Consider the following 25963-nt stretch of genomic DNA (forward strand, 5'->3'; position numbering starts at 1 on the left):
CTAACAAGTAACGAAAAAATCACAAAAGATGACACATAAAGTTGTAACGCACTGGAAAGGGAACTCTCAATTTGAATCGGATAACCCAAGCGGAAAGACCCTGTTTATGGACACTTCAGAAGAACACGGGGGGCACAATTCGGGACTAAGACCTAAGGCCATGATGTTGTCGTCTTTGGCAGGATGTTCCGGTTTGGATGTGGTATCCATTTTGGACAAAATGAAGGTGCAGGTATCCGATTTTAGAATAGATACCTTTGGCGAACTTACCGAGGAGCACCCAAAAATCTACCATACCGTTAATGTGGAATACCATTTTTATGGCGAAAACCTTAATGAAGACAAAATAAAAAAGGCGGTAGATTTATCTGTCGAAAAATATTGTGGCGTTATGGAAATGTTTAGGAAATTTGCAACTGTAAATACTTCTATTCATTATCACAACAAATAGCATGCGTTGGACGCTTAAGCCCAAACCACCAAAGGAACAGATTGCGGCCCTAAAAGAGGCCCTTCAGGTAGATGATATTGTAGCAACCTTGTTGTTGCAACGCAATATTGAAAGCTTTGAAGAAGCCAAGGATTTTTTTAGGCCTTCTTTAGAACATCTGCACGATCCCTACCTAATGAAGGATATGGACAAGGCGGTGGCAAGGATTGAGCAGGCCCTTTCACAGGGCGAAAATATTTTGGTATATGGCGATTATGACGTAGACGGAACTACTTCTGTGGCCCTGATGTCGTCCTACCTAAAAACGAGAACCGATAGGGTGGCTACCTATATTCCTGACCGTTACGATGAAGGGTATGGGGTGTCCTATAAGGGCATTGATTTTGCCGATGATAATGACTTCTCCCTTATTGTGGCATTAGACTGTGGTATCAAGGCCATCGACAAGGTAGCCTATGCCAAGGACAAAGGCATCGATTTTGTTATCTGCGACCACCATAGACCGGGGAGTGACGTGCCCCAAGCGGTGGCTGTGTTGGACCCAAAACAAGAAGATTGCCAGTATCCTTACAAGGAATTGTGTGGTTGTGGGGTAGGCTTTAAGTTGATTCAGGCCTTATCAGCCAATGATGGCAAAACCATAGAAGACCTTACTGAATATTTGGATTTGGTGGCAACAGCCATTGGTGCGGATATTGTTCCTATTACTGGAGAAAATCGAGTATTGGCCTATTTTGGCATGCAGGTCATTAATGCCAAACCAAGACCGGGCTTTCAGGCTATCATCAACCAAGTAAAGAAAAGTAACCTGAGTATTACCGATGTGGTATTTATTATTGCCCCGCGTATCAATGCGGCGGGACGCATGAAACACGGGAACCATGCGGTGACGCTTCTTACTGAAGAAAACCCTGCCCTTGCCGAACAGTATGCCGGCGAAATTGAAACCTTCAACAGCGATCGACGTGAAGCCGACCAACAAATAACGGTGGAAGCCTTGGAACAGATTGCGCAGTTACAGGAGCAGGAACGCTATACTTCTGTAGTATATCAAGAACATTGGCACAAAGGCGTGATAGGCATTGTGGCTTCCCGATTGATAGAAACCTATTACCGCCCTACGCTGGTATTCACCAAAAGCGGGGATAAGTTGGCAGCTTCGGCACGCTCTGTAAGTGGCTTTGATGTATACAATGCCCTAGAGGCCTGTAGCGAGCATATAGAGCAGTTTGGAGGGCATAAATATGCGGCAGGATTGACCTTGAAGGAAGAAAATTATGAGGCCTTTAAGCAGGCTTTTGAAGATGTGGTGTCGCAAACCATAGACAAGACTCTGTTAACTCCTGAGATAAAAATTGACACCAAAATTGAATTGCATGAGGTGAATGCCAAACTCTGGCGTATTATGAAGCAGTTCGCTCCTTTTGGACCGGGCAATATGTCTCCCATTTTCATGACCGAAGACCTCGTAGATACGGGCTATGGAAAATGTGTGGGCGAAGATGATAAGCATTTACGGATTACCGTTGGTCAACCTTTCAATCCGCAATCAAATGGGAATACAATTGTGGGTATTGGCTTTGGTTTGGGTGAAAAGCTCCCTTTAATTCAGAATAAACAACCTTTTAAGGCCGTGTATTCCATAGACGAAAACCATTGGAATGGTACGGTGTCCCTACAGATGAAGTTACGGGATATTAAATAATTGAATTAATTGTTGCTATGACTGTATCCATTTGTTTTTTCAATTTTTAAAGGAAATAATTGTAGGACTTTTGTCAACAGAAATAAGTGTTTTGGAGGTCGTATTCTCAAAACAAAAATTATTCAAAATGTCAATGGAATTAACGACTTTTGAATATGGATATTATAATAGTTAAGTTGTTAAACAATCAGTGTAATTTATTATAATTAAAATTTAACTTATGGCAAAAAAAGACCCATATGCGGCCTTGCGATATAAAGAGTTCAATACCTTTTTAGTGGTGCGTTTTGCACTGGTGTTTGCATGGTCCATGCAGTTTATTGTAATAGAATGGCAGGTATATAGCATTACAAAGGATCCTTTATCCTTAGGGATTATTGGATTGATGGAGATCATTCCTGCATTGTCTATGGCGCTATTTGCTGGGCATATTGCTGACCAAAGAGAAAAGCGCAATCTGTTGGCTATTTGTATTTCTGCATTTTCCTTGATAAGCTTGGGACTTTTTCTCTTAACGTGGGACGTGGTAGTTGCTGATTGGCCCACACGAACCATTTTGTATGGAATTTATGCCTTAGTGTTTTTTGGTGGGATTGTAAGATCCTTTTTTGGGCCTACTATATTTTCTCTAGTAGCTTTGATTGTACCAAAAAAAGTCTACCCAAATGCCGCTACTTGGAGTAGTTCTACTTGGCAAATGGCCAGCGTGTTAGGTCCTGCTACAGCTGGTTTGTTAATTAGTGTGATAGGAGTACATTGGACCTTATGTTTTGTTTTTGGTTTGGTGATGCTTGCCTTAGTTGTTCTATTTCAAATCAAGAAAAAACCAGTGCTGAACCCTAAAATAGGGGAGCCTGTGCTTCAGAGTTTGAAGGAAGGCGTACGCTTTGTTTTTAAAACCAAAGCCATTTTAGGAGCTTTGACGCTAGACATGGTAGCTGTATTATTTGGAGGGGCCATCGCCTTATTGCCAGTGTTTGCGCAAGATATTTTAAAAGTAGGTAGTGAAGGATTTGGCGTGCTAAGAGCTGCACCTGCTGTAGGAGCCTTTTTAACCATGTTGACCACGGCATATATTCCTATTAGTAGAAAAGCCGGGATGAAGCTATTGGGGGCAGTATTTGGCTTTGGAATATGCATCATAGTATTTGGGTTGTCATCCATCTTTTGGGTCTCGGTAGTGGCCCTTTTCTTTAGTGGTGTTACCGATGGGGTGTCTATGGTAATTAGGCAGACCATTCTTCAAATCAAGACTCCAGATAACATGCGTGGACGAGTATCTTCTGTGAATTCTATGTTTGTTGGATCCTCTAATGAGTTGGGTGCCTTTGAGAGCGGGGTGACTGCAAAATTAATGGGAACCGTTACTGCTGTGGTTTTTGGCGGTACAATGACTTTGATTACAGTAATAACAACAGGATTGGTGTCTCCTACCTTTAGAAGACTAGATCTAACCAAAGATTTGGAAGACCATGAAAAGGAAGACCTCTAATAGGTCTTTAAATGCATCTCTTTACCATCAAACACGCCGTAGGTGTAATAATTAATCCAGTCACCTAGATTAATATATGTGGAGTTATTGCCTAGGTCTATTTCCATAGGTAAATGGCGGTGACCAAAAACAAAATAGTCTCTATGCTTGTCTTCCAATTTGCGTTTGGAATATTGCACGAGCCATTCTTGGTCTTCTCCTAAAAAGCTGGCATCCTCATCTCCAGAGATGAGTTTGTTCTTGACGGAAAGGTATTGGGCCAGCTTTACTCCAAGATCTGGATGTAACCAGCGAAATAGCCACTTACTAAAAGGATTGGTAAACACCTTTTTCATACGCTTGTACCCTTTGTCTCCTGGACCTAAACCGTCGCCATGACCAATAAAGAAAGTGGTGTCGTTGAAGGTAAATTCCTGTGGTTTGTGGTATACAGGAATATTGAGTTCTTCTTCAAAATAGCCATTCATCCAAAGGTCGTGGTTGCCAACAAAAAAGTAAATAGGAATACCTGAATCGCTAATTTCTGCCAGTTTGCCAAGGGTTCTCGTAAATCCTTTTGGAACTACGGTTTTGTATTCAAACCAAAAATCAAAAAGGTCTCCCATTAAAAAGATAGCAGCGGCATCCTGTTTGATTTCGTCTAGCCAGGCCACAAACTTTTGTTCTCGTGGACGAGAGATTTCTTGTGTAGGGGCTCCCAAATGGTTATCGGAAGCAAAGTATATGCGTTTTCCTTGGGGGATGTTCATCGTTTGTGAAAAATATAATCGGTTACAGGAGGCTTGATGCCAAATCGTCTAAGGTCTGAAATTAATTGTCCCTTGTGGTGGGTATGATGGTTTGCAATGTGGAACAAAATATCCTGTACTGTATTTTCAAAAGGTTCGGCGTTCGAGTTTAGATATACTATGGGTTCTTCAAAGTCAAAAGTATCAATTATTTTAATAGTAGTTCTGTAATTGATGGTGTCTATGATTTTAAAGTTCTCCAAAGGGTGTATTTGGTATACCTCGAAAGGTGTGGTTTCCAATATTCGGGAATTCCAAATTTGGTGGGCATTTAAACAATGGGAAAACATGACAGGAGTACGCTCTGAAAGCTGTTGGTGATGCTTTAGAAATACATCTATAAGCGTTTGGTTCATATGGTGATGGTACTCAAAAATGTCTTTAAAGAAGTCCTCCATGTATGTTGGTATTGCTTGTTAAAGTTAGTCTTGTCAGTTGTTGTCGCTAGCAAACCATTCGGCGTATGACGAATCGGTTTCCTGTAGTCTAAGCGAATGGAGATGTATGTTTTGGGGCAGTCTATCTTGGATTTTTTTAGCAAAATCGATTACCATCATTTCACTTGTTGGTTGGTAGTGTACCAAAAGTACATTGTGTCCGCGGTCTTCCAACTCTTTGGCCAGTTCTATATGCGGTGTGTTTTTGTTGAATACCGTAGCGTGATCAAATACATCGACTATTTCTTCCTTGACAATCTTTTTTAAATCCCCAAAATCGATAACCATTCCAAACTTCACGTTAGAGGTGTCTGAAATGGGTTGTCCAATTACTGTAACTGATAGTTTGTAACTGTGGCCGTGTACATTTTTGCACTTGCCATCATAACCATAAAGGGCATGCCCTGTCTCGAAAGAAAATTGTTTCGTAATTCGAATATTGCTCATAACCAAAATATTTCATTGCAAAGGTATTGAATTTGTAAAAGCAAATGGTTTTTAGATTACATTTGCGCACTTTTTTTAGATCTATGAAATTATGAACGAGCTCTTTGAGCAACTAGAGTTTGTTGAAAATCCGCTTTACGAGAAAGTTATAGCTGATATTTTAACGCAGAAGTATAGTATTGTGGAACAATTCTTTACTGCTGAAGAGGTCGCCGCTTTGCGCGATTCTTTAATGGAAAAGCACCAATTGGATGCGTTTAAAAAAGCGGCTATTGGCAACCGTGTGAATGAAACCATAGAAAAGTCCATTCGAGGCGATGTGATTCTGTGGATTGATGAGGTAAATGCCAACGCTACAGAGCAATTGTTTTTTGATAAGATCAATCATTTGGTAGGCTATCTTAATAAGACCTGCTTTATGGGTATTTTACAGAAGGAATTTCATTATGCGCTATATCCCAAAGGAACTTTTTATAAGCGCCATTTGGATACATTTCAAAATGACGACAGACGTAAACTATCGTTTGTGTGTTATTTGAATGAGGAAGATTGGCAACCGGAAAATGGAGGTGAATTGGTATTATACCTCGATGAGAATGGAACAGAACAGGAAAAAGTTATTTATCCTTTTCCTGGAAGAGTGGTAATTTTTGAAAGCCAGCTAATTGAGCATGAGGTAAAACCTGTGGATACCCAAAGATTGAGTATTACAGGTTGGTTGAAGACACGCTAATTTTAGCGTCTTTTATTGCGGTTGTAAATGTAGATGATTACCAATACAATGGCCAGGATTAAGAACAAGCCGTTACCACTTAAAAAGTTTAGGAAATTCATGGTGTAGATTAATTTTGTTTGTTTTTGTTATATCTAAAAATGAGGTAGGCAATGGCCACTAAAACCACAAACGGAAGCAGGGAACCAATAAACACACCAATTTCATAACCAGAATCTGGAGCGTTTTTGATTTTTTCATCTATATCAACTTGTAGAATTGTCAATAACATGGCGGCAATTTGCTTAATGGCCAAAGTTAACTGTTTTTAGAAAGAGGCATAAACATTTTTCTAAATTTTATGATAAGTGGAATACCTCTAGCTATGATCCAAAGGGTAAGTGCCATAAATATACCGTAGAGTTGGTAGTTGAAATAGTTGAACAGAAGTAAGAAGGGAACAAATACAAGAAAGGTTGCAAATAGCAAAAGGTTTCTTAAATAGGCCATTTTGCCTAAGCCTTTAAACATGCCGTCAAAAATAAAGGCTAGCGCACAAATAGGTTGCATGGCCAAGACCATCCAAAATATTTTATAGAATTGGTTTAATACCGCTTCATCTGAAGAAAATATTCTTCCGATGGGTTGGTAAAATATGGCTCCTAGTACAGCCATAATTATTCCCACTATAATACCATAAATAATGAGTTTGTTGCTTAACTGAATAAGCTGCTTGTATTGTTTTCCTCCCAATAGTTTTCCTGAAAGAATATTACCTGCACTTGCATACCCATCAATCAAAAAGGCGCCCAAAAACCAAATATTAATAGCAATAGTATAGGCTGCAATGTATTGGGCTCCATAACTAGTGGCAAAGGAACTGGCAAAATACAAGGTAACATTCAAGGCTATGGTTCTTACAAAAAGATTGACGACCATTACCATAAAAGTTTTTATTTCTTTGTTAAAAGGAAATCTGGCTCGTAACGGGATACTGGTTTTTTTGTGTAGGTATATGGCAGAAATAATGGCCATGAACAGTTGTGCCAATACACTGGCATAGGCGGCGCCTTTAATATGCATGGCGGGAATAATGTTGTCGATTCCATAAACCAATATTATATCTAAGATGATATTGGAAACAGCGCCAGTAATAGCTATAACCATTGGGTAATAAGTATTTTGTAAGCCTCTAAAAGCTCCAAAAACGGCAATGGTAAATAGGGTAAACGGGAATCCGAAAATGCGAATTCTGTAATACTCCACACAATATTGTAATATGACATCGCTAGCATTGTACAATTTGAAAATCGTTTGGGCAAAAGGGTAAGTAAGGGCAATAATAAACACACTAATAGATGTAATTATTACAATGGCCTGTGCAGGCAATGATTTTACTTCATTTAATTTTCCAGCTCCCAAATATTGCGAAATGATTGAGGAAATGGCGCTTCGTGTTTGTCCAAATACCCATATAAGCATAGATAGAAAGGTGGTCACAATACCAACGGCAGCTAGCGATTCGGTGGGGTTGTGTTGAACATTACCAACAATAGCGGTATCCGTTAGGGAAAGGATGGGTTCAGAAATACCAGCAATAAGTGCTGGGATGGCTAATTTATTTATTTGTTTTAAATTGATTGAAGTGCTCACAATATCAGTTCGTAGCAATAAAAAGGATGCTCACTTTGGTTAGGGAAGTATATTGCTTCCAATTGTTTATAGCCGCGAAGTTCGTAAAATTTTTGGTTTCTTTTGTTTAGGGAAAAGGTATCTAGACGAATGGAGTTGAATCCATTAATTTTGGCATAGTTTTCCATAGCCTCCATGAGTTGCTGGGCAATCCCTTGTCCTTGATACGTTGGATGTACAGCCAATCTATGTATATACAGGTTGTTACAGTCTTTAGTAAGCCAAGAAACCGCGTTATAGACTTCATCTTTTACATGATTCCTTGCAACACAAGCACATATTTTATTTTCTCTTTCATAAACAAAAAGCTCCCCTCGTTGAATGTCAATTTGAAAGCAGGTTTTGTTGGGGTAAGTATCATTCCATTGATAAATGCCATTGGCACGCATATGTTGAGTGCAGGCTTTTGTTAGGGATATAAGGGGCTTTAAATCCTCTATGCTTGCTTTTCTAATCAAGTGAACTTTTTTAATTATAAATTTAAAATTTTAGCTTTGAAATTAAATAATATTTCGTTTTTTTGCAGTCTCATGACAGTTATGTTGTGGGATACAGTTGAGGGGCATTAGCTCAGCTGGCTAGAGCGCTACGCTGGCAGCGTAGAGGTCATCGGTTCGACTCCGATATGCTCCACTTTATAAAAACGCAATCTTTTAAGTTTTAATTGATTGCGTTTTTTTGTTTTTAGACTTCTTTTTCCTCAAAATCTACAGCTGGATTGCATATTTCCAATATTAGGTGCTTTAGAACCTCCGAAAAGTGCTGTAAAGTGTCGTCGTCAATTATGGAATTCTTTTTGGCGTAGGATCCTGCTCTATCCTTTTTAGCGAATTTTAAAAACCCAGCATTTAGGTTTTTAAATGAAATAATACCAGCTTCCATGTTTGTGGCTGCTATGTTTCCGGAGGCTTTCATCATTAAGGCGTAGGACAATACTTGAAAGCTTTTACTGTATTTGTCATAATCGCTTGTAAGGTCCTCCCAATTGACTACTTCTACTTTACCTTGATCTACCTTGCCACTTTTGTAATCAATAATTCGGGTTATTCCATTGTATTGGTCAATGCGGTCTACTTTTCCGGTTAGATAAACTGGGAATTCCAATTCAGGAATAGGCAATAGGGTTTTAAATTCCTCCTCTAAACCTATAATTTTAATTTCATTTCCCTTTTTAAGGTCATCTATTTCCAAATTTAGGGTGTTCAGTACATAACGTTTGGCCACTTCATAAATAATGAGATTTTTGCCGGTAGTGATATCTCCTTCCTTGTACGTGTCTCTAAAGTGTTTTTTCACCATGTCGTCAATTTGTGCTTTCATGGCTTGTAAATGAGCAATCTCAAGCAATTGACCTTTGTAGGGGGTATATAAATCTTCTAAAGTGTTATGGATTACAGTACCTAGGGTGTTGGCGGCAATAGACTCTTCAACATCTTCATAAGTCTTTACTCCTAAGATTTTTTGAGTGTAAAAGTCTATGGGATTTCGTATGTAATTGGTTAGCGAGGATGGTGAAAAGCCAGCTTTGGAAAGTTTTTTAAGTTGCTCGAGGACTGGTTCAGTTTTCGTAATTTTTTTTAATTGTTTGGTGATTTTTGGAATTTTAGGGGTTACCACCTTATGGTCAATGTCATGGATGCCTTCTATTTCCAATTGGGTTATGAATCTACTTTTTTCTCCTGTGTTGAGAGCGTCTGTTTCGGTGTTGTATAGTATATGGACATCTTTGGCACGTTGTAGCAAACGGTAAAAGTGGTAGGTGTAAACAGCATCTTTTTCTTTATAGGTGGGTAGCTTGTTTTCTAGTTTAACGTCATAAGGTATAAAGGAGTTTTGACTCTTTCCTGCGGGTAAAATCCCTTCATTTACAGATGCTATAATTAAGGAATCAAAATCCAATGCACGTGTTTCCAGCATTCCCATAATTTGAAGTCCTTCCAAAGGTTCTCCTTGAAAATCTAATGTTTCCGTGCTTAATAATTCCTTGTAAAAACTATAAAGGGTAGCAATAGTTTGGATGTGTTTGTGTTGACGATTTAAGGTGTTGAGTTCATTGAATAGTGCATTAAAGCGATAGAGGTATTCCAATGGTAGCATATTGGAATCTTTATCTAGGTCAAGGTAAGTTTTAAGGAATGATATTAGTTTGAAGCAATTATCGAGTGCTATATCTGGGTGGTCTTTCCAAGTCCCAAATAAAGTGGAAAGGATTTCTGTGTATTCGTTGTTGAATAGCGTAATTAGTTTTTCTAAGGACAGGTAAATAATGTTGTTTTCTTCAATTTTTGAAATCACATCGCCTACCTGTGTCGTGCTTTGACTTAATAAGGGCCTTACAAATTGATTTGAAAGAATAGCGAGTGCATCTTTGTAATAAAAGTGGTTTCCTGCTTTTACGTGGAGTTTTAATATCTGGTCAAACAAAGCTACCATTGGGACACTTTTTAATGGAAGCCCCATGGTAATGTTTACAGCACCAATGTTTTTTGGGATTGAATTGAGCAAGGGCAAAAGCAGTTCTTCATTGCCTAATACAATGGCCGTATTTTTTAGAGTGTTTTGGTCCGTGTTTAATGTTGAGAGTAATTCTCCGATGTACTTAATTTGACTGACATTTTTTGGCACCCCTGTTATTGTAATGTTTTTAGGGGAGGTGTAATGTTTGTGAAGCCAATTAAAGGCGTTTTGTTTAAGATAGGGCCAAGTGGCTTTATGTTGTCTAATAAACAAACCAGCGTCATGTTCTGGATTCTTTAGAAAGGTATCGTCAAGGTCCCAATAGATATGTGCAAGACCTTGCTGTAATAGTTCTTGTATAATAGTTTCTTCCGCTTTGTTAAGGGCATTGAATCCCATAAATACAAAGGTTTTGTGTGGGTTTGAAGAAATGAATTGCTCCAGATTGTCAACCGCTTTTCTGTATACTAAACCTTGGTACCCTTTGTTTTGTTCCAACAGCTGTTCTTGCAATGCGTTGTAATAGTGTTTTAATTGGTTCCAAAACAACAGGTAGTTTTTAACAAAAGCAGATGGGGCTTCATCTAGGGACCAATGATGGTGTTCTATTTCCTTTATGGCCGATAAGTAATCGAATATATTATTGGGAGGAATAAGATAACGGTCCATTTCATTGAAATCCTGAATGAGCATTTGAGCCCATTTCGAAACTTCATCAAAGGACTCTTGATGTTCCTTTTCTGTAAGTTTTAAATACACCTCATAGAACTCGAAAATGAGCTCGGTATTGCTGATATTTTGAAGGTCTGAGAGGGTTTCTACAAATTCTTCTATAGAAACAATCTCTGGTGCAAAAAAAGTGTGTGAACTATGTTTTGAAAGCTGGTGCTTTAAAAATATCCCGGCTCTTCTACTGGGAAGTACAAAGGTGAGTTGGGGGATGTTTAGGCCTTTTTGGTTAAGGTCTGCTATAACGTCTTCAATAAAACTTGTCATAGCATAAAAATAAAAAACGCTCCGAATATCGGAGCGTTTTTACACTTATTATTTTAAAGGTTTTAGCACCTCTTATTTTACTAAGTTAATTTCAACACGTCTGTTGTTTGCTCTACCAGCACTAGTTTTGTTAGTGTCGATTGGCTTAGACTCACCGTAACCTCTAGATGATAATCTAAATTCATCTACTCCGTGGTCTACTAAGTAATCTTTAACAGAAAGTGCTCTAGATTCAGATAGCTTCATGTTAGAAGACTCGCTACCTACGCTATCAGTATGACCTTCAACAGTAAACTTAGCGTGAGGATACTCGTTCAAGATTGCGATGATATCAGCAAGTACTTTTTCAGACTCAGCTTTGATAGAAGACTTACCAGTGTCAAACAAGATTGTTTTAGCGTAAGCGTTCAATGCTTTTTGCACTTCTTCAGTTACTACTGGACAACCATCGTTAGATGCAGGACCAGCTAAATCTGGACACTTATCATCTTTGTCAGCAACACCGTCGCCATCTCTGTCTGGCCAAGGACAACCGTTGTTTGCTGCTGGACCAACTTCGTTTGGACAGTTATCATCTTTATCAGCAACACCGTCACCGTCAGCATCTGGACATCCGCTTAATTCTTTCAATCCAGCTTCTGTAGGACAGTCATCGTTTTTGTCTGGAACACCATCTCCGTCAGAATCAGGACATCCGTTGAACTCAGCTAAACCAGCTTCGTTTGGACATTCGTCCTCGCTATCTTGGATCCCGTCACCGTCAGTATCAGGACATCCGTTGAAAGCTTCCAATCCTGGAACTTCTGGACAAGCATCGTCTTTGTCGTAGATTCCGTCACCATCAGTATCTTTACCACCAAATTTGATAGCAATACCTACAGTGTGTTGGAAGTGAGTATCTAAATAATCTTCAAACGCATGTTTGTAAGCAGATTGCACGGTTAAACCGATATTTTCAGTAAACCAAACGTTAAATCCTAAAGTTCCGTTTAAAGTACCAGCTCCAATTTCATCAACCCAAGTGTAACCACCACCAACACCAATGAATGGGTTGAAAGTAGAGTGTCTCATAAAGCTGTAAGAGATAGTACCATCAAGACCGTAGTATGACAAATCATCTACTGATTGGTCTCCAAAGTTCTCTATTTGGTTGATAGATCCTGTAGCAGAAAAAATGAATCCGCTACTGATGTATCTAGAAACGGTAAGGCTTGATAATGATGGAAGAATGTTGTAGTGATCACCAACATTGAAATACTCATCAAAGTAACCTCCAAGAGGAGCATCTTCTCCAGTTGGATAAAAATCAACCATGTTTACGCCGATACCTACTGCCCAAGGATTGTCTTCATCTTGAGCATTAGCATTGAAGCCTAATAAAAGCAACGTAGCCAATAATAATCTGCTAAGATTTTTCATATTCGAATAATTTAATTTTAAGTGTTAATTGTAAACAAATGTAAGTTGTTAAAATTTATTAACAAAGACAAATATATAAAAATATTGCTTATTTGCTTCAAACTGGAAGTGTTTGGACTAATTTTAAATAACTTCTAAAGCTTTACCAACTTTGGTAAATGCGGCGATAGCTTTGTCCAAATGTGCTTGATTATGAGCTGCTGAAAGTTGCACTCTAATACGTGCTTTTTCCTTTGGAACTACCGGGTAAAAGAAGCCAATAACGTAAATTCCTTCATCCAATAACATCTTTGCCATAGTTTGAGAAAGTTTGGCATCGTAGAGCATTACGGGTACAATTGCTGAGTCTCCATCGATGATGTCAAAACCGGCAGATTTCATTCCTTCTTTGAAGTATTTTGTGTTCCAATCCAATTTGTCTCTTAACGATGTGTCGTTGGAAAGCATCTCAAAAACTTTAATGGAAGCTCCTACTATAGCAGGTGCCAATGAGTTAGAGAATAAGTAAGGCCTTGATCGTTGGCGAAGCATTTCAATAACTTCTTTTTTAGCAGTGGTATAACCTCCCATGGCTCCTCCTAAAGCTTTACCAAGGGTTCCTGTAATGATATCAATACGGCCCAATACTCCTTTTTCTTCAAGAGTTCCTCGTCCTGTTTCTCCAATAAAACCAGCGGCATGACATTCATCGATCATAACTAGGGCGTCATATTTGTCTGCTAAATCACAAATTTGATCTAAAGGTGCTACCAGCCCGTCCATAGAGAATACACCATCCGTTACAATAATTTTGAAACGGGCACCATTTTCATTTGCAGCAATCAATTGTTTCTCTAAATCGGCCATATCGTTATTTTGGTAACGGTATCTGGCTGCTTTACACAAACGTACCCCATCAATAATAGAGGCGTGGTTTAACGAATCTGAAATAATAGCATCTTCCGCACCTAGTAATGGTTCAAAAACCCCTCCATTGGCATCGAAAGCTGCGGCATAAAGAATGGTGTCTTCAGTGCCATAGAATTCAGCAATTTTGGCTTCCAAAGTTTTATGGATGTCTTGGGTGCCACAAATAAACCTTACGGACGACATTCCAAAGCCATGTGTGTCCATTGCATCTTTTGCCGCTTGGATGACTTCTGGGTGATCTGAAAGCCCGAGGTAGTTGTTGGCGCAAAAATTTAATACGGTTTGTCCCGTGTTTAATGTAATTTCTGCATTTTGAGGAGAAGTAATGATGCGTTCTTCCTTAAATAATCCGGCATCTTTTATGTCTTGTAATTCGTGCTGTAAGTGCTCCTTAATTTTTCCGTACATGATAATTTCAATTTACTGCAAAGTTAAAATTCTTTTACATCAATATCATCATTGACATAGACAAGAATTTTATTGGTAACCTTTAGGCCCATATCTTCCAGTACGTTTTGGTAGCCTTCTAATTGTTTGAGGTGCGTAGAAGTTTCCGTCCCAGTTTTGTAGTCTATAATAGTTGCTTGGTTGTTTGTATTAATGACCACTCGGTCTGGTCTAACAATTTCTCCCTGTCTGGTAATTATGTCCCTTTCGTTGTAAATTTCTAAACCTGTAGAAAAGAACGGTTTTAAACCTTTGTGATTAATGATGTTATGGATTAAGGGCTTTAATTCGAGATATTGTTTTTCATTTAGCTTTCCGGTATCCATAAACTGGCTAAGGGCAAAATCGATATCTTCCTCACTTTTGATCAAGGCCATAATATCGTGTACCAAGTTTCCTTTTTCGATAGCGCGTTCTTGCTCGGTCTCCCAAAGTAATCCTGCTTTGGTAAGAATCCTCAAGCTGTGGTCTTCTTTTGGAGTAGAAACAAAGACCTCTTGAGTGAGGTTAAGTGCTGCCAAGGCTTCTTTTTTGGATTGTCTTTGAGGTGTTCCGAAGGTGTATTCTAGAGTTGAATCCTGCCAAAGTTGTTCCTGTGCCAGATATTGCATCAAAATGCCAGCATAGGATTTGTTGTTGAAATTGCCTTTGGAGTCGGCATCCTTTTTTGAGATTATATAGAGTTGTTCAATGGGTCTTGTGCAAGCCACATAGAGTAAGTTGATATTGTCCAATTCCAATTGAGCCTGTTGTATTTCGTAGAGCATTTGGCCTATCTCACCAAAGTGTTCAATGTCTTTTCCATAGTTTAGTAGTGCATAATCGAATCCGTTGAATTGATCTGGGCTTAAAGGAAACCAAACTTTGGGGTCTATCTGTCTGTATATGTCCATATCCGCATAGGGGAAAATCACGACTGGAAATTCCAATCCTTTGGATTTATGGATGGTCATGATTCTTACGGCATTTTGACCTTCGGGTGAGATGATACTCAATTGGTCTTGCTTATTTTCGAAATAGGAAATAAACCCTGCAAGATCATAGGTGTGTTTCTGTGAATACTCCAAAACCAAATCCAAATAAAATTGGATGTAGGCATTGGATATTTCTGTAAGGTGAAAACTTCTAATGATAGTTTCTGCCAAATCATAAAGTGGAAGAAGTAGGAGTGCAGAACTGTCTAGGAAAATTCCGTATTCGGAAAAGCTTTGAATGAATTCTTTAAGTTCCAATGGGATATGTTTCTTAAAAAATGCATGTTGATCTTCAATGTTTAATTTTTGAGAAAGAAAATTTAAAACCTCTACTTTCAACTCGTTGTTTTTTGGTTGTACCAACAATTTTAAAAATGCATTAGTAAAGGCTACTTCAGGAGCATTTTTAATCAACAAGGTTTCTGAAGAGACTATGTCAATGCCTTTTTCATTTAAAAAGTCGGCTATTGCAACACCTTCTTTCCCTTTTCTTACTAACACACAAATATCCTTTGCTTCAAAACCATTGTCCATGGACATCAAAATACTGTCGTATGTTTTTTGGCAATAGAGTTCATCACGGTCATCATCTTTTGAAATTTCAAGGAAAGAAAGATTAACATATCCCTGATCTTTGGAAAAGGTGTTTTGTGAAGCCGTTTGATAAAGCGATTGATAGGTAGGATGGCTAAAGGTGTGAGACGAGATAAAGTCAAACAGATTGTTGTTGAATTCTACAATGGTTTCAAAACTGCGGTAGTTGGTAGGGAGGTTTTCTACCTTTTTCTCCACTTGAAAAGGATTAACATCCGTAAACAAGTCAATAAACTGTTCTGCTTCACCACCCCGCCAACGATAAATCGCCTGTTTGGCATCACCCACCAACATGGCCGTACCGTTATCTGATGCTAAGGTGTTGTTTAGTAGAGGAATGAGGTTTTGCCATTGCAATGCCGAGGTGTCCTGAAACTCATCGATGAAATAATGCCTGAATTTTTCCCCAAGACGCTCATAAATGAAAGGCGAAGGTAAGCCCTTAATTTCGTTATGGATGATGTTGTTAAATTCTGAAATCAATAATTTGTTTTGTTCCTTTTGAATCGTGTTGAGTTCGTGCTGTATCGCATTGAGGACCGAAAGCGGTGTGCTATTTTTGTAAATGGCCTTCACAAATCGAGATTGATAATAGGCGTTTTTAATATTGTTATAGTATTCAATAAGCTGGGGCTGAATGGTGTCAATTGTAGAGGCTATAGTCTCTGTTACTTTTTTTGGATATAAGCGTTCCCCTTCAACAAATCCTTTTTCCCATTGCGTGGCTCCGAAATCATATTTAAAGTTGCTGTCGGTAGCCTTGATAAAGAATTTAGGGAGGCTTCCTCTTGAAAAATCACTATGTTCCAAACCACTTTCCGAAATCAATTCCAGGGCAGACTCAGCTTCCGTCTTAATTGTATGGTCAAGGTTTGCCCCTTGTTTAATTAATTCTTTTTTTAAGCTAGTGAAGTCCTCCAACGATTTGTCCTTGAAGGTTTTTACAAAGGGCAATTCATTTTCGTTAATTAATAATTTGGCAATCTTATTAAAATCGAATGAAATGTCCCAACTTTTATCGTCGTCCGCCTTTTCAATGGCAAAATCCACAAGGACCTTGGTGAGCTCTTTATTGGTTCCTGCTTTTGCAATAAGGCTGTCAACAGCTTCCATTAATAATGTGTTTTGGTCTAGTTCAACCTCAAAATTTAAAGGAAGCTTTAAATCATGCGCGAACGTTCGGATAAGTTTATGTGTAAAACCATCTATGGTTGAAATGTCAAAACTGGCGTAATTGTGCACTATGGCATTTAGAATGCGCTTGGATTTTTCATGTAATTCCTCAGGCGATAGATTAGCCTCCTTGCAGAGTTCTTCAAACATGCTGTTGCCCTGCTCTAAAATGTCTGGGTTTGCAAACAATTGCAAGGTTTTGATAATGCGTTCTTTCATTTCACCCACCGCTTTGTTGGTAAAGGTGATGGCTAGGATGTGTTTAAACTGTTTTGGATGTGTGGAGGTGACAAGAATTTTCAGGTAATCTTTAACCAATGTATATGTTTTTCCACTTCCGGCAGAGGCATTATAGATTGAAAATGGGCTTGCGTTTTGCATACATCTATTTTTTGACAAGATAGAAACTATCAATCATTTGATAGCTATTTAATATTTTTAATTGCGCTGTTTTATATGTAAATTTGGGTGAAATTAATATTAATCATATAAATCAAATATTATGGCTTTCGAATTACCGAAATTAAAATATGCATACGATGCTTTGGAACCACACATCGATGCACGTACAATGGAAATACATCATACCAAACATCATAACGGCTACACTACCAACCTAAACAATGCTATTGCAGGATCTGACTTAGAAGGGAAAACCATAGAAAATATCCTTTCCAATTTGGATATGGACAATAAAGCGGTAAGAAACAACGGTGGTGGATTTTACAATCACTGCTTGTTTTGGGAGGTTATGAACCCTGAGGGAAAAGGAGTCTTGTCTGGTGAATTGAAAGATGCCATAGAAGAGGCTTTTGGTTCTGAAGAGGCGTTCAAGGATGCCTTCAGTAAAGCTGCTGCAACTCAATTTGGATCAGGGTGGGCTTGGCTATGTGTTCATAAAGGAGGAAAAGTGGAAGTGTGTTCTACACCTAATCAAGACAATCCATTAATGCCAGGTGTTGGTTGCGAAGGAACGCCTATTTTAGGCTTAGATGTATGGGAACATGCGTACTACCTACATTACCAAAACAGAAGACCAGATTATATTAATGCGTTTTTTAATGTTATTAACTGGAATGAAGTAGAGCGTAGATATGCTGAGGCTAAATAGTTAAAGCAAGGATATATAATAGAGAAGCAGGCCTATCAGGCCTGCTTTTTATTTTGATATATTATTAAGGATTGCTGCAAAATAAAAAAGGTGAACTGATGTTCACCTTTTTTGCCCCAAATCTACCATAAACTTAACCTACTTATGTTATGGTGACAACGAATATAGGAGCACTTTAGAAATTATTTTAAAATTTTAGATGAACAACATTTAAATTAGTCAAAAAGCACTTTTCGTAAAAAAAGGAACTGATTTTTAAATATTTACATTGAAATTGGTGTGGGATTTTTTAAGTATTCAAAAATTGAATTTGTACTTATTGAAGCTGAGCACATTTCGAAATAAAAAAGGTGAACTGATGTTCACCTTTTTTGCCCCAAATCTACCATAAACTTAACCTACTTATGTTATGGTAACAACAAATATATAAGCTCTTAATTTTAACATTTAAATTTTTTAGATTAAAGACTTATAAATCGGTTTAATGGAGTGTTTTTTGAGGATTCCTAAAAAGTAGAATATAAAATCGAAAGAATTTTGGAATCAAAATTACTGGAATAGAGGATGTTGTGGTTGTAATGTTGGAGGAAATAAAAAAAGGTGAACTGATGTTCACCTTTTTTTGCCCCAAATCTACCATGAACTTAACCTACTTATGTTATGGTGATACTAAAGTATATGTATTTTATTTAACTGTTGATAAATATTAGATGAAATGCATTTATATTAGACAAAAAGTATTTTTATCGGATAAAGTGCTCTAAAATATCAATTATTGTTAATAAGCTCTTTCCTTGTTTCCTTCAAAGAAATTAATGAATGCTCTGTTTACCACACGGTTACCTCCTGGCGTTGGGTAATCGCCAGTAAAATACCAATCACCCAAGTTTTTTGGACAAGCTGTGTGCAAGTTGTCTACCGTTTGGAAAATGGCTTGTACTTCGGCATTAATACTGTCATCGCAAATTAATTCAGAGATCTTTGCTGATATTTCTTCATCTGTAAATTGATCATAAAGTTCTTTCACAAAGTTCTTTACATGTTTATCGTCAAGATCTACTTGTTCTTTACACTTATGGTAAACCTCTTCAACCATGTGGTATTTGTTGTTTTCCTTCAGTAAATCCAACATGGCTCTAAATGCTATTAAATCCTCAAGTCTTGCCATGTCTATACCGTAACAATCTGGGTATCTAATTTGAGGGGCTGAAGAAACGACTACGATCTTTTTAGGGTGAAGACGGTCCATCATTTTAATAATGCTCTTTTTAAGAGTGGTTCCTCTCACAATACTATCGTCTATAATAACTAAATTGTCCTGTGGTTTGATTACGCCATATGTAGCGTCATAAACGTGAGCAACAAGATCATCTCTACTGCTGTCCTCTGTAATAAAGGTTCTAAGCTTAACATCTTTAATGGCAATTTTTTCAATTCTAGGACGCTCCGAAAGAATTTCAGTAACGTGCTCTGCAGAAAGCTTCCCGCCACCATCAAGAATGGCTTTAGTTTTCTTTTCGTTAAGATGTTTTTCAATGGAATCGATCATTCCAAAGAAAGATGTTTCAGCTGTATTTGGAATGTATGAGAACACCGAATTTTTAGTGTCATTATCAATGGCCTCAAGGACCTTTGGCATTAAAAGCTTTCCAAGGTTTTTGCGTTCTTGGTAAATTTCGGCATCACTTCCTCTTGAAAAATAGATGCGCTCAAAAGAACATGCCTTGCGCTCTAGCGGTTCAAGGATTTTTTTGATAGCAACCTCACCAGACTTTTTGGTAATTATAGCATGACCAGGATCCAATTCAACTACTTTGTCAAAATCTACGTTAAACACAGTTTGAATTACAGGGCGCTCAGAAGCTACCACTACAATTTCATCATCTTTATAATAGTAGGCTGGTCTAATACCGGCTGGGTCACGTAAAACGAAGGAGTCCCCATGACCTAACAAACCAGCCATGGCGTAACCACCATCCCAATTCTTGGCAGCTCTTTTCAATATTTTGGCTACATTAAGACGTTCTGCGATAATTGGCGAACACTCTCGTTTACTGTAACCTTCTGCTTTAAGTTGCTTATATTTTTTAGAAACGGCATCATCCAAAAAGTGGCCAATCTTTTCCATGATGGTAATGGTGTCTGCCTTTTCTTTTGGATGCTGCCCCAAACGTACCAATCCATCAAATAATTGATTTACATTGGTCATGTTGAAGTTACCTGCAACAATAAGGTTTCGGTGCATCCAGTTGTTTTGTCTTAAAAAGGGGTGAACGCTTTCTACGCTGTTCTTTCCAAAAGTCCCATAACGAACGTGTCCTAAAAGTAATTCGCCCACATAAGGAATGTGACGCTTTTGAAGTTCTACATCGTCGGCATATTCTGGGTTCTCGCTCAATTCCTTATTGATTCTAGAATTTATTTGAGCAAAAATATCCTGTATTGGCTGCTGGGCAATAGACCGCACACGACTTATATAGCGCTCTCCTGGCTCTGTATCTAATTTAATGCTGGCAAAACCGGCACCGTCCTGACCACGGTTGTGCTGTTTTTCCATCATTAAATACATTTTGTTAACGCCATAAAAAGCACTTCCATACTTTTCTTTATAGAATTCCAAAGGTTTTAAAAGTCTAATAAGTGCGATTCCGCATTCATGTTTTAAAGCATCACTCATAATGTCTGTTGTCAAGGTTTCTGCCGAAGCAGGATAATTGTTTAATTAAAAACGCACTCGTATAGGAGCGCGTTATGTTATGCTAGTTAATTTTAAACTGCGTTAAATTTTCAAATTGCTGTATGCGTTTGTGGATTTCGTTGGATGACAGATCCTGCATCCGCTCGGTTCCAAATCTTTCAACACTGAAAGACGCCATGGCCGATCCATAAATGACCGCATTTTTCATATTGTCAAAAGACAAGTCTTTTGATTTTGCCAAATATCCGGCAAAGCCACCTGCAAAGGTATCGCCTGCACCAGTTGGGTCAAAAACTTGTTCTAAAGGTAAAGCTGGAGCTGCAAACATGTGTTCTTCATGGAACAATAGGGCACCATGCTCTCCTTTTTTAATAACTACATATTTTGGACCCATTTCATGGATTCTTTTAGCGGCCGTAACCAAAGAGTGCTCTCCGGTAAGCTGTTTGGCCTCTTCATCATTGATAGTGATAACGTCTATACGTTTGATGACATTTAAAAGATCCTCCAAAGCGTTGTCCATCCAAAAATTCATAGTATCCAAAATGGCTAATTTTGGCGTATTTGCCATTTGATCTAGGACACTCGATTGCACAATCGGGTGTAAATTCCCTAACATTACAATTTCAGAATCTCGATATTTCTCAGGAACTACTGGGTTAAAATCTGCCAAAACATTCAATTCTGTTATCAAGGTGTCTCGGGAGTTCATATTGTTGTGGTAACGGCCGCTCCAAAAGAAGGTTTTACCGTGTTCCACTATTTCTATACCTGAAATATCCAAGCGTCTGTTGGATAAAAGGTTCAAGTAGTCTTGCGGAAAATCGCCGCCAACTACTGATACAATTGAGGCGTCTACATTAAATTCTGAAGCTGCCAATCCTATAAAGGTTGCGGCACCTCCAAGTATTTTATCGGTTTTTCCGAAAGGGGTTTCAATAGCATCGAATGCTACTGTTCCAACAATAACTAACTTGCTCATAAAGAGGTTTCAAAATTTTGTGCAAATATAGTGTTTTACGCTCTAAATTACGAATATTATTTTCTTCCAAAATCTGCTGGAATTTCACCCCAAGCTTTGGTTTCCCATTTTACAATGGTGGTGGTATAGTCGTTATTTTTTAGCCAACTTACAGCGCGGTCCACAAGTTCAAATAATGCTTTGTTTTTTTCATTCCGAGGAAGCTTGGTGTTACAGTTTTTTTTCTTCACCCAGCTCATGGCGGTTTTGGAATCGGTGTAGATAATGCGGTTACTATTGTTTTTTTTGAGCATTGCCAAACCGTGCACTATGGCAAGGAACTCACCAATATTGTTGGTGCCTTCGGGGAAGGGGCCTTGAATAAAGAGTTGTTTTTTCGATTTGGTGTCCACACCCCGATATTCCATAATACCAGGGTTGCCACTCGAGGCGGCATCTACCGAGATGGAATTGTAATTTGGTTGTCCTATCTTTTGGAGTTCTACAGGAGAAAGTGTGCTTTTAAAGGTTTTGGGCTGTCCGATAAAATCTTTGTAATTCCCTTTGAAGGCAGCTTTTGCAGCCTCAAAAGTGGGGAAAGATTTATATAGGGCTCCTTGATAATCCTTTATCTGGGCTTTGCAGTCGTTCCAGTTATCAAACACGCCGGTATTATGACCTTTCCAAACGGTGTAATATTTTTGCTTTTTTTTGGCCATTTATACCTTAATATATCTAGTAGTAAATTTTAGTAGCAGTAAACGGTGTCTCTTTTAAAAGGGAAAACAGTTATTTTAAATGTTCTTCCGTTAGGAGTTTTTCAACCACAATAGGAAAATGTTTCATTTCCAAATCGTGAATTTTTTTGGCAACATCATTTGCATTATCCAAAGTGTCTACAAAACAACTGTCTTGGAAAATGATGGCTCCCTCGTCATAGTTTTCATTAACGTAGTGGATTGTGATTCCTGTTTTAAGTTCTTTGTTGGCAACAACGGCTTCGTGCACATGCATGCCATACATACCTTTACCTCCATATTTAGGTAAAAGAGCAGGGTGGATGTTGATGACTTTATTTGAGAATTCTTGTAGAATATTTTCTGGGAACTTCCAAAGAAAACCTGCCAACACAATCAAGTCTGGTTTGGAGGCTTTCAATATATTGAGAACATCGTCTGTTTTGTAAAAGGCCACTCTGTTAAATGAAAGTGCACTTATTTCCAATTTTTTGCATCGCTCCAAAACGGTGGCTTGGGGGTTGTTGGTAAGCACCTGTACCACCGAAGCTGTTTTTGTTTTGGAAAAATACTTAATTAAATTTTCGGCATTACTACCGCTGCCCGATGCAAAAATGACAATACGTTTCATGATTAGTGTTCAAATTAGGATGTGAATATTGATAATGATCGTTGAATAAAGTACTCTATATCAGGCAAGGCATTGTGCCTTTTCAATGCCGTTATAGTATTCCTAAAAACCTAAACAAAAAAAAGAATAATATTTTACAATAAGAAAGGTAAAATGAAAATACTTAATGGAGAATTTAGTAAATTAGAAACACATTTTTAAAGTAAACGTGTGTTTTAAGAATAAAGTTTTTTATTTTTGCCAACTAATTAAAACTTAAAATTAAAGATTATGTCAGACATTGCATCAAGAGTAAAAGCGATTATCGTAGACAAATTAGGTGTTGATGAAAACGAAGTGGTTGCTGAAGCAAGCTTCACTAACGATTTAGGCGCAGATTCATTGGACACTGTAGAATTAATTATGGAGTTCGAAAAAGAATTCGATATTCAAATTCCAGACGATCAAGCTGAGAACATTGCAACAGTTGGTCAAGCTATTTCGTACATAGAAGAAGCAAAATAATTAAAAACAATTTATGGAATTAAGGCGAGTAGTAGTTACAGGTCTGGGTGCTTTGACCCCTATAGGTAATACCAAGGATGAATATTGGGAAGGCCTTGTGAGTGGGAAAAGCGGTGCAGCACCTTTAACATATTTTGATGCTGAAAAATTCAAAACCAAATTTGCTTGCGAGTTAAAAAACTTCAACGCTACCGATTTTATCGATAGAAAAGAGGCTCGTAAAATGGACCGTTTCACCCAATATGCAATGGTAGCTTCAGATGAGGCAATTGCCGATGCAAAATTGGATTTGGACGCCATTAACAAATTACGTGTAGGAGTTATTTGGGGAGCAGGAATTGGAGGTTTGGAGACCTTTCAGGATGAAGTGCTAAACTTTGCTTCTGGAGACGGTACCCCAAGATTTAATCCGTTCTTTATTCCTAAAATGATTGCAGATATTGCACCTGGGAACATTTCCATTAAAAATGGATTTATGGGACCAAATTACACAACGGTTTCTGCCTGTGCATCTTCAGCGAATGCTATGATTGATGCCTTAAACTATATTAGATTGGGGCACTGTGATGTAGTTGTAACTGGGGGTAGTGAAGCAGCGGTAACCATTGCAGGTATGGGGGGATTTAATGCTATGCATGCCTTGTCCACAAGAAACGAGAGTCCGGAGACGGCCTCAAGGCCTTTTGATGCCACCAGAGATGGTTTTGTTTTAGGAGAAGGAGCAGGCGCTATTATCCTTGAAGAATATGAGCATGCCAAAGCAAGAGGCGCTAAGATTTATGCCGAAATTTTGGGAGGCGGATTGTCATCAGATGCATATCATATGACGGCTCCTCACCCAGACGGTATTGGCGTAATTGCGGTAATGAAAAATTGTTTGGAGAATGCAGGAATTGCACCAGAAGAAGTTGATCATATCAACACTCATGGAACATCGACTCCTTTGGGAGATGTTGCTGAGCTTAAGGCAATTTCTGAAGTTTTTGGTGAGCATGCCAAGAACATTAATATCAATTCTACCAAGTCCATGACAGGTCACTTGTTAGGTGCTGCTGGAGCTATTGAAGCGATTGCCTCTATTCTAGCAATGGAGCACGGTGTAGTGCCACCAACGATCAATCATGAAGTGGTAGATGATAAAATTGATCCAGAATTAAATTTAACATTGAATAAAGCTCAAAAGCGCAACATTAAAGTTGCTATGAGCAATACCTTTGGCTTTGGAGGACACAATGCTTGTGTCTTATTCAAAAAATTAGATTAATTCCCGAATGAATTACATTCGTAACATATTAAATTCCCGTTCTAAAAATGACGGGAATTTTTTTTTACAACTCAAAAGTATTCTAGGGTTCAAACCTAAAAATAAGAGCCTGTACGTCAAGGCGTTTACCCACCGTTCTATGAATTTAAGGGACAAAAAGGGAAACCCTATCAACTATGAGCGCTTAGAGTTTGTGGGGGATGCTATGTTGAGTGCCGTAGTGGCGTCTTACTTATTTAGCGAAGTACCTCACGGTGATGAAGGCTATCTAACAAAGATGCGTTCCAAAGTAGTTAGCCGAGAGCACCTAAATGAATTGGGCAAGGAGCTTAAGCTAATAGATTTGGTAGAGAGCAAAATTGCCAAATCAAACTTTGGAAATAATATTCACGGTAATCTTTTTGAAGCCTTGGTAGGAGCTATTTATTTGGACCGAGGTTATAAATACTGTGAACGTTTTATTTATGACCGTGTTATCAATCCTCATGTGGATATCGAAACATTGGAAGGTAAAGTAATTAGTTACAAAAGTTTGCTGATTGAATGGTGCCAGAAGGAAAAGAAAACCTTCGATTATAATGTTTATGAAGACACAGGGAACGATAATTTAAAACACTTCTCTGTAAAACTTTCGATAGATAATAAAGTGGTAGCAAAAGCTCGTGCCACATCAAAGAAAAAAGCAGAGGAAAAGGCCTCTAAAAGAGCCTTTTTTGCCTTTCAAAATAAAATCACAAAGTTTTTTAATGAATAGCTATGATTTAGCAATAATTTAAAAGTAACTATAACGTTTTCGTTGGGTTTCGAAATAAGATTAACGAAAACTTCATTTTTTAATTATTATAATATAGTATATTTACACCATCATTATTTTGATGGGAGCATGGCTTTGCATAAATTACTTGTTGATGATTTTTATGATGCCTCTTTTTCACTTTTAGCCATTCATTGTAGGTTGGAAGATTATAGATTGGCCTACCTGCTGAATTCCTACTTAGATCTTAAATTGAAGCGTAAACCCCAAGATTTGGATTACAAATATTTTGCGGCAACTTATGCGATATATGAGTGGGAAAATGAGAAGAAGTACATCACTTGGAATATGATTTCCAACGTATGTAAAAAGGAAGAGGATAGTTTGCAAAGCTCTGGGTCACTGTTTGACCTTCAGGAAAAGGTATTGAAAACCTATAATTTGATACCCGAACTGAAAAATGTTGATTATCTTATAAAGGTGACAGACGAGAACAAACGGTTTAATGAAAAATATGTTCTCGATAAAATACAATCTATACCGCAGGTAATTACGGCCTACAGTGTAGATATAGAACAATTGAAATCTAAGGATTATTTAATTTTTTAAT

23 protein-coding genes and 1 tRNA gene are annotated in these 25963 nt (G+C 38.0%); 10 read left to right on the top strand and 14 right to left on the bottom strand.

The window, feature by feature from the left end:
- The first annotated feature begins 28 nt into the window (after positions 1-28).
- From RBH95_RS01770 to RBH95_RS01780, 3 genes are all read left to right on the top strand, one after another.
- The gene (locus tag RBH95_RS01770; protein ID WP_053976719.1) at positions 29-451 is read left to right on the top strand and encodes an OsmC family protein; all 423 of its coding nucleotides are present in this window, start codon (positions 29-31) and stop codon (positions 449-451) included.
- Between the two features lies 1 nt (position 452).
- Complete coding sequence (recJ, locus tag RBH95_RS01775) at positions 453-2156, top strand: single-stranded-DNA-specific exonuclease RecJ (RefSeq protein WP_307901025.1); 1704 nt, start codon at positions 453-455, stop codon at positions 2154-2156.
- 220 nt (positions 2157-2376) lie between these two features.
- A complete protein-coding gene (locus RBH95_RS01780) occupies positions 2377-3648 on the top strand; it encodes an MFS transporter (protein ID WP_307901026.1) in 1272 nt (423 codons plus the stop codon).
- On the opposite strand, the gene RBH95_RS01785 is transcribed toward RBH95_RS01780, so the two are convergent.
- Genes RBH95_RS01785 through RBH95_RS01795 form a run of 3 tightly spaced genes read right to left on the bottom strand, consistent with a single transcriptional unit; the run spans position 3645 to position 5320 of the window.
- A complete protein-coding gene (locus RBH95_RS01785) occupies positions 3645-4397 on the bottom strand; it encodes a UDP-2,3-diacylglucosamine diphosphatase (protein WP_307901027.1) in 753 nt (250 codons plus the stop codon). The two genes, RBH95_RS01780 and RBH95_RS01785, sit on opposite strands and share 4 nt — an antisense overlap.
- Positions 4394-4834: a DinB family protein gene (locus RBH95_RS01790; protein WP_307901028.1), complete on the bottom strand. Its 441-nt coding sequence runs from the start codon at positions 4832-4834 to the stop codon at positions 4394-4396. Before RBH95_RS01790 ends, RBH95_RS01785 begins: the two co-directional genes overlap by 4 nt.
- Before the next feature lie 33 nt (positions 4835-4867).
- A complete protein-coding gene (locus RBH95_RS01795) occupies positions 4868-5320 on the bottom strand; it encodes a 6-carboxytetrahydropterin synthase (RefSeq protein WP_307901029.1) in 453 nt (150 codons plus the stop codon).
- Between the two features lie 91 nt (positions 5321-5411).
- Between RBH95_RS01795 and RBH95_RS01800 the strand changes: the two genes are divergently transcribed.
- Positions 5412-6053 (top strand): 2OG-Fe(II) oxygenase, encoded by a 642-nt coding sequence (locus RBH95_RS01800; RefSeq protein WP_307901030.1) that lies wholly within the window; start codon positions 5412-5414, stop codon positions 6051-6053.
- Positions 6054-6162: 109 nt separating this feature from the next.
- Here RBH95_RS01800 and RBH95_RS01805 read toward each other — a convergent pair whose 3' ends face one another.
- From RBH95_RS01805 to RBH95_RS01815, 3 genes are read right to left on the bottom strand one after another with little or no spacing between them, the layout of a single operon-like run.
- Positions 6163-6348, bottom strand: a complete 186-nt coding sequence (locus tag RBH95_RS01805) for a hypothetical protein (protein WP_307902275.1) — start codon at positions 6346-6348, stop codon at positions 6163-6165.
- 2 nt (positions 6349-6350) lie between these two features.
- A complete protein-coding gene (locus RBH95_RS01810) occupies positions 6351-7685 on the bottom strand; it encodes an MATE family efflux transporter (RefSeq protein WP_307901031.1) in 1335 nt (444 codons plus the stop codon).
- On the bottom strand, positions 7682-8182 hold the full coding sequence (locus RBH95_RS01815) for a GNAT family N-acetyltransferase (protein ID WP_307901032.1): 501 nt from the start codon (positions 8180-8182) through the stop codon (positions 7682-7684). Before RBH95_RS01815 ends, RBH95_RS01810 begins: the two co-directional genes overlap by 4 nt.
- 101 nt (positions 8183-8283) lie before the next feature.
- Here RBH95_RS01815 and RBH95_RS01820 point away from each other — a divergent pair.
- Positions 8284-8357: transfer RNA gene (locus tag RBH95_RS01820), tRNA-Ala, on the top strand.
- Positions 8358-8408: 51 nt separating this feature from the next.
- Here RBH95_RS01820 and RBH95_RS01825 read toward each other — a convergent pair.
- The 4 genes from RBH95_RS01825 to RBH95_RS01840 form a co-directional block, all read right to left on the bottom strand.
- A complete protein-coding gene (locus RBH95_RS01825) occupies positions 8409-11177 on the bottom strand; it encodes a PD-(D/E)XK nuclease family protein (protein WP_307901033.1) in 2769 nt (922 codons plus the stop codon).
- 72 nt (positions 11178-11249) lie between these two features.
- Entirely contained in the window at positions 11250-12596 is a 1347-nt protein-coding gene (locus RBH95_RS01830) for an OmpA family protein (RefSeq protein ID WP_307901034.1), read from the bottom strand.
- Positions 12597-12719: 123 nt separating this feature from the next.
- Complete coding sequence (gene kbl, locus RBH95_RS01835) at positions 12720-13913, bottom strand: glycine C-acetyltransferase (protein ID WP_307901035.1); 1194 nt, start codon at positions 13911-13913, stop codon at positions 12720-12722.
- 23 nt (positions 13914-13936) lie between these two features.
- Positions 13937-17074 carry an exodeoxyribonuclease V subunit beta gene (locus RBH95_RS01840; protein WP_307901036.1) on the bottom strand — a complete coding sequence of 1046 codons (3138 nt, stop codon included), beginning with the start codon at positions 17072-17074 and terminating at the stop codon, positions 13937-13939.
- 121 nt (positions 17075-17195) lie between these two features.
- On the opposite strand from RBH95_RS01840, the gene RBH95_RS01845 reads away from it, so the two are divergent.
- Positions 17196-17804, top strand: a complete 609-nt coding sequence (locus RBH95_RS01845) for a superoxide dismutase (RefSeq protein WP_307901037.1) — start codon at positions 17196-17198, stop codon at positions 17802-17804.
- Positions 17805-18582: 778 nt separating this feature from the next.
- Here the strand turns inward: RBH95_RS01845 and RBH95_RS01850 are convergent.
- From RBH95_RS01850 to RBH95_RS01865, 4 genes are all read right to left on the bottom strand, one after another.
- Complete coding sequence (locus RBH95_RS01850; RefSeq protein ID WP_307902273.1) at positions 18583-20481, bottom strand: amidophosphoribosyltransferase; 1899 nt, start codon at positions 20479-20481, stop codon at positions 18583-18585.
- A gap of 82 nt (positions 20482-20563) precedes the next feature.
- Positions 20564-21484: a PfkB family carbohydrate kinase gene (locus RBH95_RS01855; RefSeq protein ID WP_307901038.1), complete on the bottom strand. Its 921-nt coding sequence runs from the start codon at positions 21482-21484 to the stop codon at positions 20564-20566.
- Positions 21485-21540: 56 nt separating this feature from the next.
- Positions 21541-22182 carry a ribonuclease H family protein gene (locus tag RBH95_RS01860; protein WP_307901039.1) on the bottom strand — a complete coding sequence of 214 codons (642 nt, stop codon included), beginning with the start codon at positions 22180-22182 and terminating at the stop codon, positions 21541-21543.
- A 70-nt stretch (positions 22183-22252) separates the two neighbouring features.
- A complete protein-coding gene (locus RBH95_RS01865) occupies positions 22253-22831 on the bottom strand; it encodes a phosphoribosylglycinamide formyltransferase (protein WP_307901040.1) in 579 nt (192 codons plus the stop codon).
- Positions 22832-23101: 270 nt separating this feature from the next.
- On the opposite strand from RBH95_RS01865, the gene RBH95_RS01870 reads away from it, so the two are divergent.
- From RBH95_RS01870 to RBH95_RS01885, 4 genes are all read left to right on the top strand, one after another.
- A complete protein-coding gene (locus tag RBH95_RS01870; protein ID WP_009778413.1) occupies positions 23102-23335 on the top strand; it encodes an acyl carrier protein in 234 nt (77 codons plus the stop codon).
- A 13-nt stretch (positions 23336-23348) separates the two neighbouring features.
- Complete coding sequence (fabF, locus tag RBH95_RS01875; RefSeq protein ID WP_307901041.1) at positions 23349-24599, top strand: beta-ketoacyl-ACP synthase II; 1251 nt, start codon at positions 23349-23351, stop codon at positions 24597-24599.
- 7 nt (positions 24600-24606) lie between these two features.
- Positions 24607-25353, top strand: coding sequence for a ribonuclease III (gene rnc / locus RBH95_RS01880; protein ID WP_307901042.1), 747 nt, complete (start codon positions 24607-24609; stop codon positions 25351-25353).
- A 129-nt stretch (positions 25354-25482) separates the two neighbouring features.
- Positions 25483-25962 (top strand): IPExxxVDY family protein, encoded by a 480-nt coding sequence (locus RBH95_RS01885; protein ID WP_307901043.1) that lies wholly within the window; start codon positions 25483-25485, stop codon positions 25960-25962.
- Position 25963: the final 1 nt, after the last annotated feature.

The sequence above is a fragment of the Mangrovimonas sp. YM274 genome (genome assembly GCF_030908385.1).
GTDB lineage: Bacteria > Bacteroidota > Bacteroidia > Flavobacteriales > Flavobacteriaceae > Mangrovimonas_A.